The organism is Serratia aquatilis (assembly GCF_044865145.1).
Taxonomy (GTDB): domain Bacteria; phylum Pseudomonadota; class Gammaproteobacteria; order Enterobacterales; family Enterobacteriaceae; genus Chania; species Chania aquatilis.
The window spans coordinates 3109486-3128067 of record NZ_CP173186.1 but is presented as its reverse complement, the minus strand read 5'-3'; the positions used below and the strand labels follow the sequence as shown (position 1 = coordinate 3128067).

General features: G+C 47.2%; 27 protein-coding genes. 17 read left to right on the top strand and 10 right to left on the bottom strand.

All coding sequences use genetic code 11. The annotated features are described in order from the left end of the window. Positions 1-67: 67 nt before the first annotated feature. The 7 genes from SAQUA_RS14250 to SAQUA_RS14220 all read right to left on the bottom strand — a co-directional run bounded on the left by SAQUA_RS14250 (position 68) and on the right by SAQUA_RS14220 (position 4794). Complete coding sequence (locus SAQUA_RS14250) at positions 68-238, bottom strand: hypothetical protein (RefSeq protein ID WP_380677169.1); 171 nt, start codon at positions 236-238, stop codon at positions 68-70. Between the two features lie 3 nt (positions 239-241). Continuing rightward, positions 242-742: a siphovirus Gp157 family protein gene (locus tag SAQUA_RS14245; RefSeq protein ID WP_380677171.1), complete on the bottom strand. Its 501-nt coding sequence runs from the start codon at positions 740-742 to the stop codon at positions 242-244. Then, positions 739-2892, bottom strand: coding sequence for a hypothetical protein (locus tag SAQUA_RS14240; protein ID WP_404413009.1), 2154 nt, complete (start codon positions 2890-2892; stop codon positions 739-741). Before SAQUA_RS14240 ends, SAQUA_RS14245 begins: the two co-directional genes overlap by 4 nt. Positions 2893-2914: 22 nt before the next feature. After that, positions 2915-3211 (bottom strand): hypothetical protein, encoded by a 297-nt coding sequence (locus SAQUA_RS14235; RefSeq protein WP_380677175.1) that lies wholly within the window; start codon positions 3209-3211, stop codon positions 2915-2917. Positions 3212-3236: 25 nt separating this feature from the next. Further along, complete coding sequence (locus SAQUA_RS14230) at positions 3237-3566, bottom strand: hypothetical protein (RefSeq protein WP_380677177.1); 330 nt, start codon at positions 3564-3566, stop codon at positions 3237-3239. 496 nt (positions 3567-4062) lie between these two features. Beyond that, positions 4063-4215 (bottom strand): hypothetical protein, encoded by a 153-nt coding sequence (locus tag SAQUA_RS14225; RefSeq protein WP_380677179.1) that lies wholly within the window; start codon positions 4213-4215, stop codon positions 4063-4065. A gap of 177 nt (positions 4216-4392) precedes the next feature. Then, the gene (locus tag SAQUA_RS14220; RefSeq protein ID WP_380677181.1) at positions 4393-4794 is read right to left on the bottom strand and encodes a helix-turn-helix domain-containing protein; all 402 of its coding nucleotides are present in this window, start codon (positions 4792-4794) and stop codon (positions 4393-4395) included. A gap of 78 nt (positions 4795-4872) precedes the next feature. Here SAQUA_RS14220 and SAQUA_RS14215 point away from each other — a divergent pair, with 78 nt between their 5' ends. The 4 genes from SAQUA_RS14215 to SAQUA_RS14200 all read left to right on the top strand — a co-directional run bounded on the left by SAQUA_RS14215 (position 4873) and on the right by SAQUA_RS14200 (position 6313). After that, on the top strand, positions 4873-5073 hold the full coding sequence (locus SAQUA_RS14215) for a Cro/CI family transcriptional regulator (RefSeq protein WP_380677183.1): 201 nt from the start codon (positions 4873-4875) through the stop codon (positions 5071-5073). A gap of 65 nt (positions 5074-5138) precedes the next feature. After that, positions 5139-5582, top strand: a complete 444-nt coding sequence (locus tag SAQUA_RS14210) for a toxin YdaT family protein (protein WP_380677185.1) — start codon at positions 5139-5141, stop codon at positions 5580-5582. Positions 5583-5609: 27 nt separating this feature from the next. Further along, positions 5610-5834 carry a hypothetical protein gene (locus SAQUA_RS14205; RefSeq protein ID WP_380677187.1) on the top strand — a complete coding sequence of 75 codons (225 nt, stop codon included), beginning with the start codon at positions 5610-5612 and terminating at the stop codon, positions 5832-5834. A gap of 2 nt (positions 5835-5836) precedes the next feature. Continuing rightward, on the top strand, positions 5837-6313 hold the full coding sequence (locus SAQUA_RS14200; protein WP_380677189.1) for a hypothetical protein: 477 nt from the start codon (positions 5837-5839) through the stop codon (positions 6311-6313). Between the two features lie 11 nt (positions 6314-6324). On the opposite strand, the gene SAQUA_RS14195 is transcribed toward SAQUA_RS14200, so the two are convergent. Next, positions 6325-7533 (bottom strand): IS256 family transposase, encoded by a 1209-nt coding sequence (locus tag SAQUA_RS14195; protein ID WP_404413008.1) that lies wholly within the window; start codon positions 7531-7533, stop codon positions 6325-6327. Positions 7534-7627: 94 nt separating this feature from the next. Here SAQUA_RS14195 and SAQUA_RS14190 point away from each other — a divergent pair, with 94 nt between their 5' ends. The 12 genes from SAQUA_RS14190 to SAQUA_RS14135 all read left to right on the top strand — a co-directional run bounded on the left by SAQUA_RS14190 (position 7628) and on the right by SAQUA_RS14135 (position 15795). Continuing rightward, the gene (locus tag SAQUA_RS14190; protein WP_404413007.1) at positions 7628-7882 is read left to right on the top strand and encodes a hypothetical protein; all 255 of its coding nucleotides are present in this window, start codon (positions 7628-7630) and stop codon (positions 7880-7882) included. Beyond that, on the top strand, positions 7879-9252 hold the full coding sequence (locus SAQUA_RS14185) for a replicative DNA helicase (protein WP_380675988.1): 1374 nt from the start codon (positions 7879-7881) through the stop codon (positions 9250-9252). Before SAQUA_RS14190 ends, SAQUA_RS14185 begins: the two co-directional genes overlap by 4 nt. A gap of 41 nt (positions 9253-9293) precedes the next feature. Beyond that, positions 9294-9767 carry a hypothetical protein gene (locus SAQUA_RS14180; protein ID WP_380675986.1) on the top strand — a complete coding sequence of 158 codons (474 nt, stop codon included), beginning with the start codon at positions 9294-9296 and terminating at the stop codon, positions 9765-9767. A 3-nt stretch (positions 9768-9770) separates the two neighbouring features. Next, complete coding sequence (locus SAQUA_RS14175; RefSeq protein WP_380675984.1) at positions 9771-10019, top strand: hypothetical protein; 249 nt, start codon at positions 9771-9773, stop codon at positions 10017-10019. 85 nt (positions 10020-10104) lie between these two features. Further along, positions 10105-10794, top strand: a complete 690-nt coding sequence (locus SAQUA_RS14170; RefSeq protein WP_404413005.1) for a hypothetical protein — start codon at positions 10105-10107, stop codon at positions 10792-10794. Between the two features lies 1 nt (position 10795). Then, a complete protein-coding gene (locus tag SAQUA_RS14165; RefSeq protein WP_380675980.1) occupies positions 10796-11026 on the top strand; it encodes a hypothetical protein in 231 nt (76 codons plus the stop codon). Then, on the top strand, positions 11026-11868 hold the full coding sequence (locus SAQUA_RS14160; RefSeq protein ID WP_380675978.1) for a DNA adenine methylase: 843 nt from the start codon (positions 11026-11028) through the stop codon (positions 11866-11868). The genes SAQUA_RS14165 and SAQUA_RS14160 overlap by 1 nt, the downstream gene beginning before the upstream one ends. Beyond that, complete coding sequence (locus SAQUA_RS14155) at positions 11865-14033, top strand: DNA cytosine methyltransferase (RefSeq protein ID WP_380675976.1); 2169 nt, start codon at positions 11865-11867, stop codon at positions 14031-14033. The genes SAQUA_RS14160 and SAQUA_RS14155 overlap by 4 nt, the downstream gene beginning before the upstream one ends. Before the next feature lie 261 nt (positions 14034-14294). Next, positions 14295-14486 carry a hypothetical protein gene (locus SAQUA_RS14150; protein WP_380675974.1) on the top strand — a complete coding sequence of 64 codons (192 nt, stop codon included), beginning with the start codon at positions 14295-14297 and terminating at the stop codon, positions 14484-14486. A gap of 69 nt (positions 14487-14555) precedes the next feature. Further along, complete coding sequence (locus tag SAQUA_RS14145; protein ID WP_380675972.1) at positions 14556-15149, top strand: DUF1367 family protein; 594 nt, start codon at positions 14556-14558, stop codon at positions 15147-15149. Continuing rightward, positions 15149-15436: a DUF1364 domain-containing protein gene (locus SAQUA_RS14140; protein ID WP_380676040.1), complete on the top strand. Its 288-nt coding sequence runs from the start codon at positions 15149-15151 to the stop codon at positions 15434-15436. Before SAQUA_RS14145 ends, SAQUA_RS14140 begins: the two co-directional genes overlap by 1 nt. After that, the gene (locus SAQUA_RS14135) at positions 15436-15795 is read left to right on the top strand and encodes an antiterminator Q family protein (RefSeq protein WP_380676038.1); all 360 of its coding nucleotides are present in this window, start codon (positions 15436-15438) and stop codon (positions 15793-15795) included. Before SAQUA_RS14140 ends, SAQUA_RS14135 begins: the two co-directional genes overlap by 1 nt. 12 nt (positions 15796-15807) lie before the next feature. Here the strand turns inward: SAQUA_RS14135 and SAQUA_RS14130 are convergent, their stop codons facing one another. Together SAQUA_RS14130 and SAQUA_RS14125 are read right to left on the bottom strand one after the other, a co-directional pair. Then, entirely contained in the window at positions 15808-16803 is a 996-nt protein-coding gene (locus SAQUA_RS14130) for a GTP pyrophosphokinase family protein (protein WP_380675970.1), read from the bottom strand. After that, on the bottom strand, positions 16800-17873 hold the full coding sequence (locus SAQUA_RS14125; RefSeq protein WP_380675968.1) for a nucleoid-associated protein: 1074 nt from the start codon (positions 17871-17873) through the stop codon (positions 16800-16802). The genes SAQUA_RS14130 and SAQUA_RS14125 overlap by 4 nt, the downstream gene beginning before the upstream one ends. A gap of 212 nt (positions 17874-18085) precedes the next feature. On the opposite strand from SAQUA_RS14125, the gene SAQUA_RS14120 reads away from it, so the two are divergent. Then, on the top strand, positions 18086-18244 hold the full coding sequence (locus SAQUA_RS14120; protein WP_380675966.1) for a hypothetical protein: 159 nt from the start codon (positions 18086-18088) through the stop codon (positions 18242-18244). Positions 18245-18582 lie beyond the last annotated feature (338 nt).

The following is an 18582-nucleotide window of genomic DNA, read 5'->3' as shown; positions in this document are numbered from 1 at the left end:
GGCTTCCATGGCTGCATTGTGGTTTCCCGGTTATTGAGTGGGTAGCCACAATGCAGGTGAAGGGCGGTTATTTCTGATTAGGCTTAATCAACTTTGGTGGCGGTGTGCCGCTGATCTTCACATCAGCCGGCAGCTCGTATTCAACATCACAGCGACGATCGGTGCGGATGGTACCGGTGCGCCCATCTGGCAGCGTGATGTATGCAGGTTCGCCACGCTTCTGGTTTCGTCTTAACATGGGTTACCTCACCATTAACGTACGTTCGCCGATCTCAATGTGCGCGCCCTTGACGTCCACGCCGTTCTCGAGTGCTTCCTTGATAGCTTTTTTATCCGGAGCTACCAGGGTTTGCACGGCTACCAGATCATCAGGTAACAAATCGACATTATCGATCACCACATTGGCGCGCCCTTTGGCCGCTGTGAACGTATTGCTTGTGGTCTTAAGCTTGTCCTGACCGGATGCCAGCAGGCACGTCAGCACATATTGGCGAATGGATTTGGCGCGGTTCTCGAACGATCGCTTACGATCCGCCAGGCGCTTAACTTCCTCATCAACGGTTTTTGCCAACCCTTCGAGATTACGCACGTAGGTATAGGCGGCATCCAGCTTATCGCCTAATGCGCCCTCGATACCCTCCAGCGTATCGGCGATCATTTCCGGCGTCAGTTCTTCGGAGGTTTCAACCAACTGTTGCAGTTTGGCGTAATCAGATGCTAATGCGATTGCTGTAATGCTCATTGCGCGTTCTCCTCGGATTTAGACAGGGTGGCGATACGTTCATCTTTCAGAGTGGTTAAGCGGCGCAGGCGTCCGGCCAGATACTTGGCGTGTTCCATATCGCCTTTGGCTTCGGCTGCTTTGCGGTGGGTTTCAACCTCGCGAGCGATTGAGGCGTGTACTTTAGCGGCCTCGTTAACGGTAACCGCGCTACTAATAGTTTCCGCAACCTTGGCAAGCTTCTCGTCCAACTCCTCGCGCAACCGAGTAACATCCTCGGCTTTATCGCTTGCGTTACGTATAGCGAATTCAGTGGCGTTCTCTTCTCTGTACTCAGCCAGATCATGCCACCCAAGGAATACGTCAGCAGAGAAGCCCAACATAGACAGGGATTTTTTGATCGCATCTGTGAGGCTTTTTTTCATGACTTCACTGTCAGCCATGAAACCGCGCTTGGTTTTGTATATGTACGGCGTCGCACCGTACGCATTAAGGAACCCTTTCTTGCCGTTTAGCACATACCAAAACTCGATCTGCAAGCTGTGGTTTTGTTCGCACAGGATTGATCCGTCAGCGTCACGTAGAATATGGTTACCGACAATTTTACCGCCCTCAAAAACCGCCTCAGACATTGGCGCGCCGGTAAACATTTTTTCTTCAACGATGGTGTATCCCCAACCGGTGCCAATAGGACCGAAAACCTCGGTTGCTCGCATGAACATGTATTCACTGTTGATACTGGTACCGATGAATCCTGCACCCTCGATAGGTTTCGTGTAGCGCGGATCCGTGCGCATTACTCGCTTCCAGATATCAAGGTTCGCCTGCGCTTCTTTTGGCTGTTCGGCTATTGTCTGTTCAACCTGTGCAGCACGCTGCTGGAAATCATCGGCTTTTAACTGATCAACTAGTCCGTTAGCATCGGCCAGCGTTTTTTCAGCACGCTGCAGGTGTTCTGATTTACCGCCTGTATCTGTGCCGTATACGCCATAACCCAACTGATCCAGGGTTTCTTTTGACTGCTGCGCTACTTCATCGGTTATTGGGGCAGTGGTGGCCGCTTCTTGTTTTTCAAGCTCATTTGAGGCGGCGTTGGGTTGTTCGCCGGCCAAACCATCAACAGAGAACTTACCGCCGCCGAGATTTTTTACTGCTGTCTGCGATTGCGTTTGGTTTACCTGCTGGCCATAGTCAGCCAGTTCTGGACATGCAGGGTTACCCGCCAGGCGTAATTTAACAAAATGCAGTCGTGCCTGATCGTCATTGAACATTTCCAGATTTTTGAGACCATCAGCAATAATTGCGTGACGTGTATCTGTATCAACGTCGAGAATGCCAGTAATGACGCGAAAGGTTTTATCAACGCCACGCCATAAAGGATCGCGCGATTCCATCATCTCTTTCGCGTTTCTCACGTCAGAGGGTTTTGCGCTCAGCGGATGCACGCCCATTATTGACAGCATTGTGTGCATGCTTAGCGTTGTGTAATTCATCGGATCGTTGTTACTTTCGCTTCTGGCGCGGCTGCTTTTCACCAACTTTTCGCGGTCGCCTGGATTGCTCACCCATTTAGCTATGAACTCATCAATCTCCTGTTCTGTTGGATTTTGGTTTTCAAAATGAGCAAAGATACCAAGCAGTAAATTATTTATCCCTTCCGGATGCATTTTGGAAACTTGGCTTACCGCGCACATTGCGTTGATGATAGTAGCCAGTCCGGTTTCGTCCTCGGTTTCGCCAGGATTATCAAGATAGTCGCGGATTGTAGATAGGCCGCTTTCATCAATTGGATTCAGACCGAACAGCGCTATAGCAACCACTCGTTCTTTGTCTCCAAGATGCATCAAATCAATTTTCGCCGCTGGAGGTGCGGTTGTTTCTTCAACAGCTTCACGCGGCTGCCAGCATTTACCATCAAACTCGTTATCGATAGCAAACTGCTCATCAAAAACACCGAGAGCAGGGCGAGGGCATCCGGGGGTATCTTCAACAATTTTGGGGTTAAAGAAGTTATCACCGGCAGCAGGATAAGCCTCCCACAGTTTGCCAATAAATATACCTTCAGCGGCTTTTTTGTTTGGGGCTTTGTCAGCGTAGACAAGAGGTACGGCACCATTTTTTTGTGCCGATTTTTTTGGCTCGAATAAGCCAATAAATACGGGTGCAGTCATTATTGGTCTTTCCTATGGTTATTTAGCGCTGGTCAGGCGCTGTTTTGCTATCTGGCAATAAGCCAGCGACAATACGTTCAGCGGTTTCTTTTGCATCTTCGAGCGTCGCTAGTTCAACTTCTAATGCCTGTTTTTGGCAAAGTACGATTTCGCGTATAAGCTCTTTATCCAAAGATAAGTAATAGTCATTGCCTCTTTCTGATTCTGCAAAAACACCGCCACGGCGAAAATTGCTTTCGGTAATTGAGAGGATGTTTTTAGCTGAATTTAATTTTTCGCGAATACTTTTGATTCTTTCTAAAAGTGTTTTTATGTCCATGGTCTTTCCTTTTGGTCAGGTGCGGTTAATAAGGCAGTTCATGTTCATCAACTGGTGAATGCTCGATACAAAGCAACTGCTGAATTTTGTCGTCAATAACGGATTGCTGACGGTGTGATTCAGCCGCGATACGTTCTTTTTGAGCGCGCAGGGCATCAACCTGTTTGCCGATCACATCAATCGGTTCAGGTTCGATTACTTCAATGCTGATAACGCGAGTTTCAAGAAGAACGTACACATCTGAAATATTGGTCAGATCCGCAGATGAAATAACGTAAGGTAATTCAGCTTGAGAGGGCAGAGGGCGCGTAAGCGCGTGGATGTACAGCTTGACTGGTATCTGTAGTGCTTTCATAGCAACTCCGATATAATTGTTTGGCCGATGTGCGCAAGCATGTTGGTCTTTCCTTGGCACGGGGTTGGTCCCTCGTGCCACTGATAAGTGGGTTGGTCCCCACTTGTCCATCTCCCCGGGATGTAAAACCGGGGTAACTAGCCCGCCTTGAGCGGGCTTTTTACTGCTTAAAATTAGGTGCCGGTTACGTTATCCGGCGCCGTTTCGCTTGGTCAGAGCTAGCGGCCGTATAGCGCCCTGGTGAGGCACATTGGTCTTTCCATTTGAAACTGCTTTATCTCTGGTTCCTTCGCCAGTCTGTAAAACAGACCGCCTCCCCTAAAAGCCGTTTCAAATGGTTGCCGGTTACGCTTTCCGGCGTCGCTTTACCTTTTCAGGAGTTACGACCGTATGCTACGAGGCGTAACGTTTGGGCTGCTGTGGCTTGGTAATCATGGACTTTATGCACCCGGCGATAAGAGGTCGGTTCTCCGTCGCCACAACATCCCGAATTCATTTAACGCTTTGGTACTACCTGATAATCACGCCCTGTTTTACGGGCATAATCCTCGGCTTCTTTGCGGGTTGGGTAGGTATTACCGTTTACCCATATTCCGCACTGGCGATACTGGATTTGAAAACTTTTTGCTGCTTTTTTGGTGGCTCTCATAGCTCTCCCCTCTGTGTTCTTTCACACCGTCAGAACTTGTTTATCTGAACAACCGCTGCATGTTTCTGCGCTGTTGATGGAAATGAGCTTAACTAAAGGTAAGTAACTGGTCAATAAAAAATACTTGCAATAAGTTAAGTTAATTGCAGGTAGTTAAGTAATGCATTGATAAATGGGTTATTTTTTCTTTGAATTTTTTCTGGCTAAAAGTAATTCCTCAAACAAAGCATTGAAGCCATCGACCTTAAGCTCAAGGTCTGACAGGTGCCTATCTTTCTCAGATTCGGGAAGAGAATCAAATAGTTCCAATAACTTTGTTTGTCGATCATCCAGCTCTACAGGTAAATCGCTGGCCGGAAGAGGGGCTTGATCTTCATCACCATAAAGTAACCAAGTTGGGGTACATCTTAGTGCCTTACTCAAGCGAAAGAGATTTTTACCCTTAGGCTCAGTGTCGCCATTCTCCCATTTGAACACAGTGACGTGTGAAACCTTCACAGCATCTGCAAGCTTCTGCTGTGAAATGTTTAATTCTATTCTGCGCAATCTAATGCGGTCACTAAGTGCGGTCATGTTCATCGGGTTAATATAAATTAATTTGACTTAGCTTTTGTTAAGTTGTAATTTCCAAACAAACGTTAACCATTGGAGGTGAATGTGCTCAAAGAAGAGGCAATAAAATTCTTTGGCAGCAAAACCAAGCTAGCCAAAGCGGCGGGAGTATCTCAGGCATCTGTATCTCGATGGGGGGAAATCATCCCCGAACGTCGGGCTGCACGTTTGGCAGATATTACCCATGGAGCCCTTAAGTACGACCGCACGCTCTACAGCGATGAGCAGCAACCAGGTATAGCCTAAGGCTGTTCACACCAAAAATCTGATTACGCGTAATCAACTTTTCGAGCGACAGGAGACGCGAAGAAGTGGACATCGAAAAACTGAAAGACGAGATCGCCCAATGGGCGGCAGAACGTGGGCAGGAACATGTAGCCATTGAGATCAGCAAGCAATGGTTGCTTTACGGTACCGGTACTAAAACTGTTCGCCTGTACCCAATCGAAGATAACGGCGTTGCAGATTGGCGCGCTATCAATACCAACCGCCAGGCTATTTTCCGCTGGCTGCGTGGCGAGTCGAAAGCATCTGAGGCAAAGATCCGCGAACTGGCTGACGCAATGGCCGCAGCACTGCCCGTAGAGCGACGCGCAAGGTTAAATGGGGAATCTGTACAGTACTTACTATCCGTGGCCATCCGTGAGTTTGCAGCCGCGATAATCGCGATCTTGCTGGGGGCCAGTGATATGCATCAGCAGATCGCCGGAGCGCTGCACGCTTTACAGAACACACAACGCCTGACCAGCGTTTGATAACCAACCGGCTTAGGAAAGACCAATATGTTGAACTCTATCGACAGGATCACATGGCGTAACGGGTACCGGTTAAACGGTGATCCTGCGACGCTGGAAGATATCGAACCCATTTTCGAAGGGCGGCGGGTTGCAGCCCTATCCATTTGGGAGCAATACGAGCAGAGCAAGGAAGCATTGCGCGGACTCATATTAACGCCGGAGCAGTACCAGGAAGCCTGCCGCCAGATTGCGGAAGCGCTGGGGGTGTAATCATGGAACTTTTACGATTGCTTGATCGGCCTATCGCCTTTCAGCGTAGTTTCGTACGCATTGGCGCTGGCGTTACTGGGGCTTTATTGCTATCTCAACTCGTCTATTGGACAAATCGCGCCGAGAACGAGGAAGGTTGGGTATACAAAACCCAGGAAGAATGGGAAGAAGAAACCGGGCTTTCCCGTTACGAGCAAGAGGGCGCACGGAAGAAATTACGTAGCCTTGGACTGTTGTTGGAACGTAAACAAGGCCTGCCTGCAAAGCTGTTTTACCGTATTGACATACCCGTTTTATATCAGTTACTTGGCGTCACATCCTTGGATGGGGAATTTCCGCATACTAGCATGGGGAAAAACAGCAAACCTGTCAGTGGAAAACCCGCAAACATTCATACAGAGACTACTACAGATATACCCCCTAACCCCCAAGGGGGAGGTGAGGCCAAAATTTCTGAGCCTGTCCATAATTCTGTGTAACTGCCAACCTATTAAAGGTGACCGTCTAAGCGGTCACCGAACTCGATAATAAAACGACTCATCGCCAACCGCCAGTTCTGGATCGGCATACTCCATTTTTTCGACGCCGCCTGGATGGCCAGATAAATCACTTTTCTCACTGAGTCATCTGTCGGGAACACTTTACGTTTCTTTATCGCCTGACGGATCACGCTGTTCAGCGATTCTATGGCGTTGGTCGTGTAGATCGCTTTGCGGATATCCGCGGGATAACCGAAGAACGTGTTGAGATTTTCCCAGTGAGTACGCCAACTCTTGCTGATTTGCGGGTATTTTTCATCCCACACACCCGCGAACTTGTCCAACGCCATCAGTGCCGCTTCCTCTGTCGGGGCCTGATACACCGTTTTCAACCCGCTGGTGACCGCTTTGTAGTCTTTCCACGACACGTACTTCAGGCTGTTACGCACCATGTGGATAATGCACAACTGGATGTGGGTTTGCGGATAGACGCTGTTTATCGCCTCTGGGAAGCCCTTCAGGCCGTCTACACAGGCAATCAGGATGTCCTGAAGCCCCCGATTTTTTAGCTCGGTCAACACGTTAAGCCAGAACTTGGCCCCTTCATTTTCTGCCAGCCACATGCCCAGAAGTTCTTTCTGACCCTCGGTATTGATGCCCAAGGCAAGGAACACGGCCTTGTTGATGACGCTGCCATTTTGACGCACCTTCACCACGATACAGTCAAGGTAAACAATGGGATACAGTGAGTCCAGTGGCCGGTTTTGCCACTCGGTAACCTGCTCTTTAACGGCATCGGTGACTTTGGATATCAGCGTGGGCGACACGTCGGCATCGTACATCTCCTTGAACGTGGCGACGATTTCCCTCGTCGTCATCCCTTTGGCATATAAGGATAAAATCTGGCTGTCCATCTGCGTGATACGCGTCTGGTTTTTCTTTATCAGTTGGGGCTCAAAGGAGCCTTCACGGTCACGGGGTGTATTCAGTTCGAACTCACCATCATCAGTGAGCAACGTTTTAGACGAGTAACCGTTACGGGTATTCGAGCCTTTTTTAGGGGTATTTTTTTCATGACCGAGGTGGTCAGTCAGCTCGGCATTCAAGGCAGTTTCGACGGTGAGCTTGGTCAACATACGAGAAAACGCATTGAGATCGGCTTCTGTTTTAATGCCTTTGGCCAGCTCAGCAGCGAGTGCCTTAAGTTTCTTTTCGTCCATAATTTGCCTGTCTCCATTGTCAGGAAGAACATATCAAAAACAGGCAATTACACAATTTAAATTACAGTCTCAAATTTCTTTTGGTGATGTAGTAATGGCGTTCAATGAAATTCTTGGTGATCGACTGCCTAAGGTTCAACAACTCAACGACAAGCGGAAACGCCAGATCAAGAAACTGGTGGCGGAGCTTCACGAACCCACCATTGAAGCTGTTAGAGCCTATTTCGAAACCTTTTCAGAATCAGCCAACTCGTTTTATTTTGGCGATAACAAGCGCGGGTGGCGTGCAAGTTTTGATTACCTCCTGCGTTCTGACACGCTGACTAAAACCCGAGAGGGGGCGCTATGACTCCCCAGGAATTGGAGTCCGCAGTATTGAGCGGCTTACTTGTCGGGGGCGCAACACCTGATGCGCTGGACGTGATCGCCACTATGCCGGAAGAAGCATTCAGCATCCGTTTTTTGCGTGATACGTACATCGAAATCAAAAAGCAGGCGCTGACGTACGGTGTGATCGATGTTGTTCTAATCAGCGAGGCTATGGGCGGTGATAGCCTAGCTTCACTGGTAGAAATCAGCCGAACCCCAGGAACGTTAGCCAACCTGAAAGGCTTTGCAACTCTGGCCATAAAGGGATGGCGTAGCCGTGAAATGGCCGCACTGCTGCAAAGCGGTGCCGATGGCATCCGAAGCGCTCGCAATCAGGAACAGCGCGATCAGGTTATTCAGGAATCAGTTTCCAAGCTGATCGAGATGACAGCCGACAGTGGCGGTGTGATGCCTGTGCACCTGGGCGAACTGCTGAGTAGCTACATGGATGTTCTCGATAAGCGGATGAGTGGCGAGGCTGGCTCTCGTAACCTGTATACCGGCATTCAAGAACTGGATGCTATTACCGGTGGTTTTAACCCGCAAGATCTCGTTGTTATCGCTGGGCGACCCGGTACCGGTAAAACGGAGTTCGCTTTAAAAGTGATTGAGGGGGCAACCCGTAACGGTGCTGGCGCGTTGGTTTTCAGCATGGAAATGGCAGCCATGCAGATGGTAGAACGCTCGGTTGCCGGAGCTGGCAACCTTTCAGTATCAAAACTACGTAATCCGAACGCGTTATGTGATGAGGATTGGGCCCGCATCCATAGCGCCTTAGAAATATTGAATAACCGCGATATCTGGATCGTTGACGCTACCGATTTAACCATCGATCAGATACGCGCAGTTGCAGAAACCCACAAACGCCGGTATCCGCATCTTGGCGTTGTGATGGTTGATTATATTGGCCTTATCGCCAAGCCTAAGGCAGAACGTAACGACCTTGCCGTTGGCCACATATCCCGCAGCCTAAAAACTATGGCCATGCGAACAAAAACCCCCGTACTCGCACTAAGCCAACTATCGCGAAAAGTTGATGAACGCCCTATAACGGCGCGCCGCCCGGTTATGTCCGATCTCAGTGAGTCCGGACGCATAGAGCAGGATGCAGATCGGATCATCATGCTGTATCGCGATGGTATTTATAACCCCAATGGCCCGGCTGCACGTTTCGCGGAAATCATTCTTGGTAAAAACCGATTCGGACCAAACGGCGTGGTTTATCAGGAGTTTAAAAACGGCCACTTTGTGCCGGTTGATCAGTTAGTGGCCCAAGAAGCAACACGCATGCACCAGGAGACGCAGCAACAGCAACCAAAGCAAAAACCGTACTCAACCAAGAAATTCTAACCGCGCCTGACCAGCGCTAAATAACCATAGGAAAGACCAATATGCATACTGAAATTGTTTTCGCTAAATCCCCGCACGTTATCGATGATGGCTGTGACCACAGCGCGCTGATTATTTGGCGTATGAATGCAAATGCGCGGGCCTGCACACGTTCGGCGTTTGTCCCTGCACCAGTGCCGGTTCAGGTCGTAGCGCCAAAGTTCGATTTAAATGCCTACAAGGGCAAAGCCGCAGATAAGAAAAAAGCCAAGAAAGAGGGTTTCCCCGCTGAAAAGCTGGTGGCTATCATGCTCGGTAATACCTTATCTCATTCCAGCATACTGGCTGCCCTTGATGCGCAAATCCCTGACCACGGATTAACAAGGCATGTTCTGCAGGCCAGAATCACCGCAATGCTGAAATCCCCCCACTGCGAAATTACGCGCCACGAAAAACCGGTACCGGAATTTACCCTAACCCGCGTTGAACCGCAGTTTTACCTTAACTCGAAACGCGCCGCCAAAGTTCTGAGGTAACCCATGGCCGGGCAATCGGATTACCTCCCGCCCGGCTTACCGTTCAATCGCGGAGCCTGGCCGCAGGAATATCGGGATCTTGAAAATCTCGACCTGCGCGCCAGTGGCTTAATCAAAGACCTGTATGAGCGGAAGGTGACCCGCACAGTCGTCGAAGAAGCGATTAAAGCGGTACCGGAAAACTACCGGGAGCATTTCAGAGCACGCCTGAATTACTGGCGTGAACGGAAAGAGAATAGGGGGATTTCATGAGGAAATTATCAATCGGGGTATGGGTGTTTTTAGGGTGCCACATAGTGGCGCTGGTGGGCTGTGTAGTTACATTGGTGGTGATTCTATGAGCATGGACAATTTAAAAATACTGATAGAGCAGGCGCAGGGCAAATCAGCTAATCACTTTTGGCTTGCAACCGGTAAGCGGCCGACAGATGTGATTGTTGAGCTGGCAACGGCACTGGAAGAGGCACAACGCGAACTTATCAAGCCTCTAAGTATTGGTGAACTGATACAGCGTTTGGAAGAGCAGACGGGGGAAAAGTGGTCGAACATCCCCGCCATTCCTGTGGCTTATACGTTGCGGTTTAAAAATGATGATGGGACTCCAGAGTCGCGGATAAATACTAATACGACATTTTCAAACAAAGAAGCTGCTCAGAAATACTCGCCGGGAGGTCGGTATAAAGCCGGCACTGATGGAAAAATTGAATGGATACGCGACAAAGCGTTAGATCCTGATGTGGTTGAACTCTACTCGCAAGAGTACGTAGCCACATTGCTGGCAGCGTTAAAGCTGGAACAAGAGCAATCAGCATACTACGAGCGGTATATGTGGCATTTCCATGGAATAGCCGAATCTGAAAGCCAACGCGCAGAGGCCGCAGAGCAGCGACTACAGCAGCCAATCAATTTGCCAGATCGTTACTCTGTCGATTGCGGCGTGGTTTGTGACCCTAACGGGGATTGGCTCTCTCTCAGTGACGTTATCGCAGCACTGAAGGAGCAAGGCTTCACGGTTGAGGGGGAGTGATATGCCTAATCCTATCGGAAGAATCAAAGCTACTAAAAACGCTGGCACTGAAATTATGCATTCAGGTAGTCAAAAAGTGATGTATCGAATGGATGCCAAGCTCAACGTGTTTGACGCTGAAATGCTGCGGCAAATGACTGATATGGCGTACAGCGCCGGGATGGAGGCTGGAGAGCGAAAATTACAGTCCGAGCTGAAGCAGTTGTTGGGGATCGAGGTCGAGGAGGGGTGATGCAGACAGAAATCAAAGCTCCTGCCATACGTTACCACGGCGGCAAGTTTCGGCTGGCAAAATGGATTACAGGTTTTTTCCCCCCACACCGTTGTTATGTGGAGCCATATGGCGGCGCAGCGTCAGTATTACTGCGCAAACCGCGTTCGCATGCTGAGGTTTATAACGATCTCGATGGTGAGATCGTTAACTTGTTCCGTGTATTACGTGATCCGCTTGATAATCATCGACTCCGTACGCTTTGCGCGCTGACACCGTATAGCCGGGATGAATTTAACCTGGCCTATGAGCCAACGGAAAACCGGATTGAAAAAGCACGTCGATTAGTTGTTCGCGCGACGATGGGGTTCGGTTCCGCTGCTGCTACCGCTGACAATAAAACGGGGTTTCGCTCAGATACAAAACGCGAGTATTCGACAGCACAACAAATATGGGCCTCATACCCGGATAACCTGGCGGCAATTGGTGAACGGCTGATAAGCGTTCTAATTGAGAACCGGCCAGCTCTACAGGTGATTAACGATCACGACTCCGAAAAAACTCTGCATTACATCGATCCGCCGTATTTGCCGCAAACCCGGCACCGTTGGCGCAGAACTGGCTATGCGTATCGGTTCGAAATGACAGAACAGGAGCACATCGAATTACTCGAGCCGGTCGGAAAAGTTAAAGGCATGGTAATCATCTCAGGGTACGACAGCGAACTATACAACGACATACTCACGGGGTGGAGGAAGGAAACCAAAATAGCACAGGTAAGTGCAGGTACTGGCGGAACGTCTAAGAGAACAGAATGCCTTTGGATAAGCCCTAATTGCAAAGAACAGGAGCGTGCAGCATGAGCATATGGCCAACAGAAGTAACTCAGTGCGCATCCTCAGTAATCCCTGTTCACAAACTGACACCGGAGCGCCAAGCGGCGCTCTTATCAGAAATGAACGATATGTTCCTCCGGCGAATGCATCCAACAGAGATTCAGCAAGCTGCGCATAAATGGGCACGACGGCAAGAAATCGAGGTGGCTAGGCCAGATACTGAGAATGGACTGGTTGTCGTTGGGTTTGCCGGGGGCGGTGGTAGTTGCGAGGGCATCAAACGGGCGCTGGGATATGCGCCACATATCGCAATGAATCACAATAAAGTTGCGATGGCTATGCATGCCATGAATCATCCTGAAACCCTGCACTATCCAGAGGATATTTTCAGCGTCGATCCTGTAGCGTCTACCGGGGGAATACCTGTCTTGTTGGGTTGGTTTTCTCCTGACTGTCGCGATTTTTCAAAAGCAAAAGGTGGAACCCCGGTACAAAAAGAAATCAGAGGTTTGGCCTGGGTGGTGCTGCGTTGGGCATTGGCAGTGCGCCCCCGCGTATTGATGATGGAGAACGTTGAAGAATTTAGGATGTGGGGGCCGTTGATCGAACGTGCAGGCAAATACTACCCAGACCCAGATCGTCGCGGGGAGACTTTCCAAGGTTTTATCGGGATGCTGGGGAGCGGTATTCCTGCAGATCACCCGGCGCTAAAGGAGTGTTGCGAATTTTTGGATATTGATATCAACAGTCCTGATGCCGGTCGGCTGGTTGCAGGGCTTGGTTACAACGTCGATCACCGGGAGCGTAAAGCGTATATGTCCGGTGCGCCGACCATCCGTAAGCGTTTGTATATCATCGCCCGTTGCGACGGTCGGCCGGTGGTATGGCCTGAAGCAAAATATGGCGATCCAAAATCAGATGCGGTGAAATCCGGTAAGCTGAAACCGTGGAGAACGGCGGCTGATTGCATTGACTGGACACAGCCGACACGTTCAATTTTGGGACGAAAAAAACCGCTGGCAGATAATACGTTGCGACGCATAGTGCGTGGCCTGCAGCGTTACGTAATCGATAATCCTGAACCATACATTGTCCGTATTGGGCAAACCGGCTTCGGTGGAGATCGTCTTTCATACCCTACAGAACAACCACTCACAACGGTAACAAGCAAAGCTGAGCATCTATTGTTGGAACCGTTCGCAGTGAAATGTAACCACACGAGTAACCGCACAAGTTACGACTGTTTCCGTGGGCAATCACTCCATGATCCGTTACAGACAATAACCCAATCTCATGGTTTCAGCGTGGCGGCTCCGGTGGTGGTCCGGCAATTTGGCAATAGCACTGGGCACCCGGTAGACGATCCGCTCGGAACAGTCACCGCTGGTGGGGGTGGAAAAAGTCAGCTTATGTCTGGGGTACTGGTCGGGGCTGGTGGTCCAAAATATTCAGGCAAACCGCGTGCTGTTGATATGCCAATGATCACCTTGCCGGCAACATCCCATACAGCACTTGCTGCAGTTAACATGGTTAAGCACTACGGTGGAAATTATGATGGTCCAGGTCTAGGTGTAGATGAGCCATTCCACACTGTGACGCAGGTCGATCACCATGCACTTTGCTCATCACACTTAGTTCTTCTGCGAGGTTCTTGCAAAGATGGGCGGCTGAGTACTGAACCCGCACCGACAATAATGGCTGCTGGGCAACATATCGGCCACGTCCAAGCTTTTTTACAGAAGTATTATGGCACAGAGACTGGCGGGATCGACATTGACGCCCCGATGCATACAATTCCAACGCGTGACCGATTTGGATTGGTAGAAGCGCAATGTGATTTCGAGCCGTTGACGGACGAGCAACGGTACAATGCATGGTGCGTTGCAAGGCTTGTGGATGAGTACAGCGATCTGCCGAATGACTCGCACCTGTTCCCAGAACCTAGGCGGCAGTATATCCGCGTAGGTGATTACGTCATTGTCGATCTCTGCATGCGTATGCTAACCCCACGTGAGCTATACAACGCTCAGGGATTCCCACCGGACTACATCATTGACCGTGATCCAGATGGCAAACGTATATCACAAAAGGACCAGGTAGCCCGTTGTGGAAACGCTGTGTGCCCGACAGAAGCATGTGATTTGGTGCGGGCAAATCTGCCAGAGTTGTGTGTATTGCAGATGGCTGCATAAACAAACCTCATGGACGAGGTTAACAAGTTCAATCATGTGGTTACATTCAAGATCAAATATTTCTAAAGTAACGATTGATCAACAGCATAGATGTTGTTACTGTTTTTATATACAGTACGTTTGCGGTGATGTTCGGTGAAACCGTTCGATAACATATAACTGATCTATATATCCTATTTATTAAGGCGTTGAAACAGGACTTAGCTTTAGTAGCGAGCAGGGAAGAGAGGGATTATAAATCTGATTTATCGGGGTTTGCTCATGGTTGGTATGACAGATGCTATAAAAACACTCCCTGCCGATTGTTACGTTGCTATTCGAATCGTTGATAACAAAGTTATTGGTATTAGGGATATCAAAGAAAATGAGTTCATTTTAACGTTTAAGGCATTGATTGAGTTGCAAAAAATGGCAGGTTATAAAGTTGTGTCGCCCGATGGTGATGAGTTATAATTAATAGGCTGGGCTGAACACCCAGCCGCATTAAATCTGAACAACTGCTGCGCCAATAGGGGATAACTAATGGCGCATTATTCATTTGTAAAATCAGCAGGTGGTTTACTGGTACCGGCAACACCGGATGCCAGGGATTTCCTGAAATCAAAAGTCAAGTTCGGTGCGGTCCTATATGCTGATTTCAAGCAGGTTCGTAACCCAGCATTTCACCGTAAATTTTTCTCCCTCCTCAATCTTGGCTTTCATTACTGGCAACCAACAGGCGGGACAATATCGCCAGCCGATAAAGAACTCATTCGCGGTTACGTTAAATTTCTGGCGTATTATGCAGGTAGTGAAGAATCTCTGCAGGCTGCAGCCGATGAGTATTTACAGGATATAGCACTAGACCGCTCCGCAAATATCAGCATTACAAAATCATTCGAAGCATTTCGTTCCTGGGCAACCATTGAAGCCGGTCATTACCTATCCCATTACATGCCTGATGGCTCAATCCGAAAAGAGCCAAAAAGCATTTCATTCGCAAAGATGGACGATATCGAATTCGCCGAGCTCTACAAAGCTACTATCGATGTACTGTGGAACTTCATTCTTTGCCGTACGTTCTCCACACCACAAGAAGCGGAAAACGCCGCATCCCAGCTTATGGAGTATGCATGATGGCTAATTTACTCAAAGAAGCCAAAGGGCGCGACTGTCAGATCCGTTTGCCTGGTGTATGCAATTTCAATCCTGAAACCACCGTTTCGGCGCACTACCGCATGGCCGGTACATGCGGTACTGGGATTAAACCTGATGATTCGCAAGCTGCATGGGCATGTAGCTGTTGCCATGATGCCATCGATGGCCGATTAAAAACCGAATATGACCGTGAAACTCTGCGTCTTTACCACGCTGAGGGTGTATTCCGCACGCAAGCAATTTTGAGAAGTGAAGGAAAGTTATGATGCGTGACATTTATAAGATCTTATCGCGCTGGGGCGTGTGGGCACGTGAAGACAGTGGTATTGATTATTCAACTATAGCAGCTGGTTTCAAAGGGTTACTGCCGCCTAAATCCAGTGGTAAGCAGTCGTGTTCTGATGATGATGGACTGTTGATTGATGGCTGTGTGGCCAGGCTGAAGAAGTACAAACCCGATGAGTACGATCTGATCGTGCTGCATCATATTTACGGCTTATCATTGCGCCAGATAGCCAAGATGCGTAAATGTTCAGATGGAACTATCCGGAAGGAAATGCAGACGGCTGAAGGGTTTGTAGGGGGATGTTTGGCAATGTTGGATGTGGAACTCAGTTTCGATTAACTAGATCAGAGACTAATGGGCGGTACTGTTCCCTGTATCGCTCAATATAATATCAAGATCGTCAAAACTTCCAGGCAAAGGCCAGCGTGATTTTATTGCATCAGTGCTTATCGTCATAGATAACCAATACAGAAAAAGTATACATGGTTGAGAAAATATGTGCCTTGCTTCAGATCTTTGCTTTATTTTTATTATTATATATTTCTTGTTGTTAACTAAAATTGATATTTTATTTATAGACTCTCCGTCATAACAGTCTCTGAATTCATCTAATAAGAGATAGTTTATTTTTAAATCGCAATTCAAATAGTGGCTTCCGATTTTTTCTTTAAATAAGACTGCAAGATCAGAAAGGAAGTCATTTCTAAATTTATTTACATTGGTTAACATTACCATCGTGTTACAAAATAACTCATCAGTGGTTTCCATAAGCGCCATGCTTCTTGCTATTTGTCTTTCAGCCGCTTTTGGGACTTCTCCTACTGGCTTGTAAACACTATCGTGGACTAATTCAGCATAAGCATGCTGCAGTAAAGTTCTTATTTGAACTTCGCAGCAAATATTTTTGTTTATATTAACATCATTGTAAATAAAATCTTTAATAGGCCGAATTTCATAATGTTTTGATTGATAATCAAAGAGTTTAGGGTTTTTATCTATTTCAGAAAGATAATCTTTTGACAATGATGCTTTCCACTCTACAGATGATTCCACCATCGAGCTGATAACTTCAATATGGCTAGAAAGCAATACGACAAATCTAACCCCAACAAGATCAGTCATTTGGCTAACTGGGTCTTCATAACCCTTCCGGCTTACTTTCCCAAGCGCTGAGGAAACTGTTTTGACTCTATGAATTGCAGGAATCTTCAAAAACATACAAGCTTCATCTTTGCCTAGTTTTTGAGTGATTTTTTCATTGATTTTTGAGCTAACAAAGGTACCCCAAGCAGCAAAAGCTGCTTGGTTTTCAATTAAATACCTTTCAAACTCATCTTGTTCCATCATTCTTGGCTCTTCAATTTGCCTTTAATTTTCAAAATAGTGAAATTATTATCGTCTGATTCTTCAAATTGGACAAGGTCTTTCATTTTATCCGGTGGAACAGAGACCCATACGTCACTGCTGAATACTAATTTATTTCTTCTTTTTAACTTTGCTTGGATATACTCAATGTCTTTTGAAACTGCATGCTGAGGGAACTTTGTCAACCTCATGAAATCTAAGTACTTATCTTTTAGGTCTTCTGGTAAATGTTCTTTTGAAAAATCGGATGTGCTTATTATTGCTTTCTTGGAGCGTAGTTCACTCCTTAATGCTTCGTGTAATTCTAATTTTGAATCATCATCTAATAAGGCAGTATTGATGAATTTTTTAGTGTTTTCAAAAAAATCCTGTGTTAATTTTTTTGATGATTTCTCAATGCTCATGCCAAGAAAAGTAGAGTAAAAATACCCTGCTGCTTTACTGCTTTCAGTTGATGACATTAAATGATCAAATAAGAAGGCTCGATGATTTTCTACTAATTGTCCTGTACTGCTTGATACTACTTGAGCGAGAAAGCCAATTTTATAAAATCGTTGTGAAGGTGTAAGTAAAAGCTCTGCAATATATTCTATTGTTATTTGTTCACTGGTTTCATTAGTTCGGAATCCATTCTGCGTCTCTGCTTTAATTGCGGCGATGAAGGGTAATGCATCATCTCCAACTCTACCACTGATAACCGCCAGCAAACCACCTGGAGCATTTGAGCTAAACTGACTAAGGGTTAGTTTATTAGCCAAGCGCTGCGTAACTGCAATGAATGTTTGCTCATCCGAATGAAGTATTGATGAAGCTAATGAAAAGAAGCTATCAGCATCACTGTCACGAATGGACATTTCTAAACCATGTGACTTGTTGGCCAATGCTTCAGTAATGCGAAGCTGCAGCGTATCCATTGCATCTTGCTTAAAGTGAATAACCTTATTGCTAAGCTTAGCTGGTGTCATCTGTTTGTCGGCAGTTTTAGGTAAGATCTTGTGAGCAATAACACGTTCGATCATTAGACCTTCAAAAGAGAAAGCAGAGATAGACATATTTATTCCTTTGTATGCTGTGTATCCATGAGAGTACAAAAAAAACAATTAAATTTCATTAATGCGTACGCAAATATTGTTGTATTGTGATAAGTGTAGTTACGCAGTCGGTAGCTTATCCACTTAAAAAGCCTCGTTTCGATTGGGTTTTGTTTTTTCTGGGGCCGAGCGGCTTGTTACTGTTGTGTAACATCAACAACAAGGACGTAAATATGAGTAACGAAGACACAGTACAAAACTTTGAAGAACGCGTTGATGCCCTAGCTGAAGAAATCCTGATGCGCTACGTGATGGATGGCATGGCAGCTAAGGAAGAGGTTAAGCAGCTCTTAATAGAGTTTGCAGAAAACGAGAGAAGTAAGACCCACTAAGCAGAATCAAATGAGCATTAGCAGCTTGGCATGGACCAAGACTGCTAATGTGGTATGAACCATAGATAGAACATGCAAACCACGAATAAAAACAAGTAAATACTTGACCAAAAAATCACTCTTTTGTTTTGCTTTATTGCACCATATAAAAGTGCCAATGCTCCGGGACCTGCAATGAACGGCCAAAGTATCATCGAATAAATCATCCAAGATCCAATGTCGTATGGGTTAAATGAAAAATCCATATATCACCTGTAAACAGCATTGATTTTTGGCATTGTCTCGGTTTTTTGAACGACATACAAACACAACTTAGCCTGGCAGATGCCGGGCTTTTT

Excerpts from the sequence above, each read along its gene's own strand:
- SAQUA_RS14140 (WP_380676040.1), top strand. The coding sequence starts at position 15,149 with ATGGCTAATTTACTCAAAGAAGCCAAAGGGCGCGACTGTCAGATCCGT.
- SAQUA_RS14180 (WP_380675986.1), top strand. The coding sequence starts at position 9,294 with ATGCATACTGAAATTGTTTTCGCTAAATCCCCGCACGTTATCGATGAT.
- SAQUA_RS14150 (WP_380675974.1), top strand. The coding sequence starts at position 14,295 with ATGGTTGGTATGACAGATGCTATAAAAACACTCCCTGCCGATTGTTAC.
- SAQUA_RS14220 (WP_380677181.1), bottom strand. The coding sequence starts at position 4,794 with ATGAACATGACCGCACTTAGTGACCGCATTAGATTGCGCAGAATAGAA.
- SAQUA_RS14155 (WP_380675976.1), top strand. The coding sequence starts at position 11,865 with ATGAGCATATGGCCAACAGAAGTAACTCAGTGCGCATCCTCAGTAATC.
- SAQUA_RS14165 (WP_380675980.1), top strand. The coding sequence starts at position 10,796 with ATGCCTAATCCTATCGGAAGAATCAAAGCTACTAAAAACGCTGGCACT.
- SAQUA_RS14145 (WP_380675972.1), top strand. The coding sequence starts at position 14,556 with ATGGCGCATTATTCATTTGTAAAATCAGCAGGTGGTTTACTGGTACCG.
- SAQUA_RS14245 (WP_380677171.1), bottom strand. The coding sequence starts at position 742 with ATGAGCATTACAGCAATCGCATTAGCATCTGATTACGCCAAACTGCAA.
- SAQUA_RS14130 (WP_380675970.1), bottom strand. The coding sequence starts at position 16,803 with ATGATGGAACAAGATGAGTTTGAAAGGTATTTAATTGAAAACCAAGCA.
- SAQUA_RS14225 (WP_380677179.1), bottom strand. The coding sequence starts at position 4,215 with ATGAGAGCCACCAAAAAAGCAGCAAAAAGTTTTCAAATCCAGTATCGC.
- SAQUA_RS14135 (WP_380676038.1), top strand. The coding sequence starts at position 15,436 with ATGCGTGACATTTATAAGATCTTATCGCGCTGGGGCGTGTGGGCACGT.
- SAQUA_RS14125 (WP_380675968.1), bottom strand. The coding sequence starts at position 17,873 with ATGTCTATCTCTGCTTTCTCTTTTGAAGGTCTAATGATCGAACGTGTT.
- SAQUA_RS14160 (WP_380675978.1), top strand. The coding sequence starts at position 11,026 with ATGCAGACAGAAATCAAAGCTCCTGCCATACGTTACCACGGCGGCAAG.
- SAQUA_RS14175 (WP_380675984.1), top strand. The coding sequence starts at position 9,771 with ATGGCCGGGCAATCGGATTACCTCCCGCCCGGCTTACCGTTCAATCGC.
- SAQUA_RS14205 (WP_380677187.1), top strand. The coding sequence starts at position 5,610 with ATGTTGAACTCTATCGACAGGATCACATGGCGTAACGGGTACCGGTTA.
- SAQUA_RS14195 (WP_404413008.1), bottom strand. The coding sequence starts at position 7,533 with ATGGACGAAAAGAAACTTAAGGCACTCGCTGCTGAGCTGGCCAAAGGC.
- SAQUA_RS14250 (WP_380677169.1), bottom strand. The coding sequence starts at position 238 with ATGTTAAGACGAAACCAGAAGCGTGGCGAACCTGCATACATCACGCTG.
- SAQUA_RS14240 (WP_404413009.1), bottom strand. The coding sequence starts at position 2,892 with ATGACTGCACCCGTATTTATTGGCTTATTCGAGCCAAAAAAATCGGCA.
- SAQUA_RS14235 (WP_380677175.1), bottom strand. The coding sequence starts at position 3,211 with ATGGACATAAAAACACTTTTAGAAAGAATCAAAAGTATTCGCGAAAAA.
- SAQUA_RS14120 (WP_380675966.1), top strand. The coding sequence starts at position 18,086 with ATGAGTAACGAAGACACAGTACAAAACTTTGAAGAACGCGTTGATGCC.
- SAQUA_RS14185 (WP_380675988.1), top strand. The coding sequence starts at position 7,879 with ATGACTCCCCAGGAATTGGAGTCCGCAGTATTGAGCGGCTTACTTGTC.
- SAQUA_RS14190 (WP_404413007.1), top strand. The coding sequence starts at position 7,628 with ATGGCGTTCAATGAAATTCTTGGTGATCGACTGCCTAAGGTTCAACAA.
- SAQUA_RS14230 (WP_380677177.1), bottom strand. The coding sequence starts at position 3,566 with ATGAAAGCACTACAGATACCAGTCAAGCTGTACATCCACGCGCTTACG.
- SAQUA_RS14170 (WP_404413005.1), top strand. The coding sequence starts at position 10,105 with ATGAGCATGGACAATTTAAAAATACTGATAGAGCAGGCGCAGGGCAAA.
- SAQUA_RS14200 (WP_380677189.1), top strand. The coding sequence starts at position 5,837 with ATGGAACTTTTACGATTGCTTGATCGGCCTATCGCCTTTCAGCGTAGT.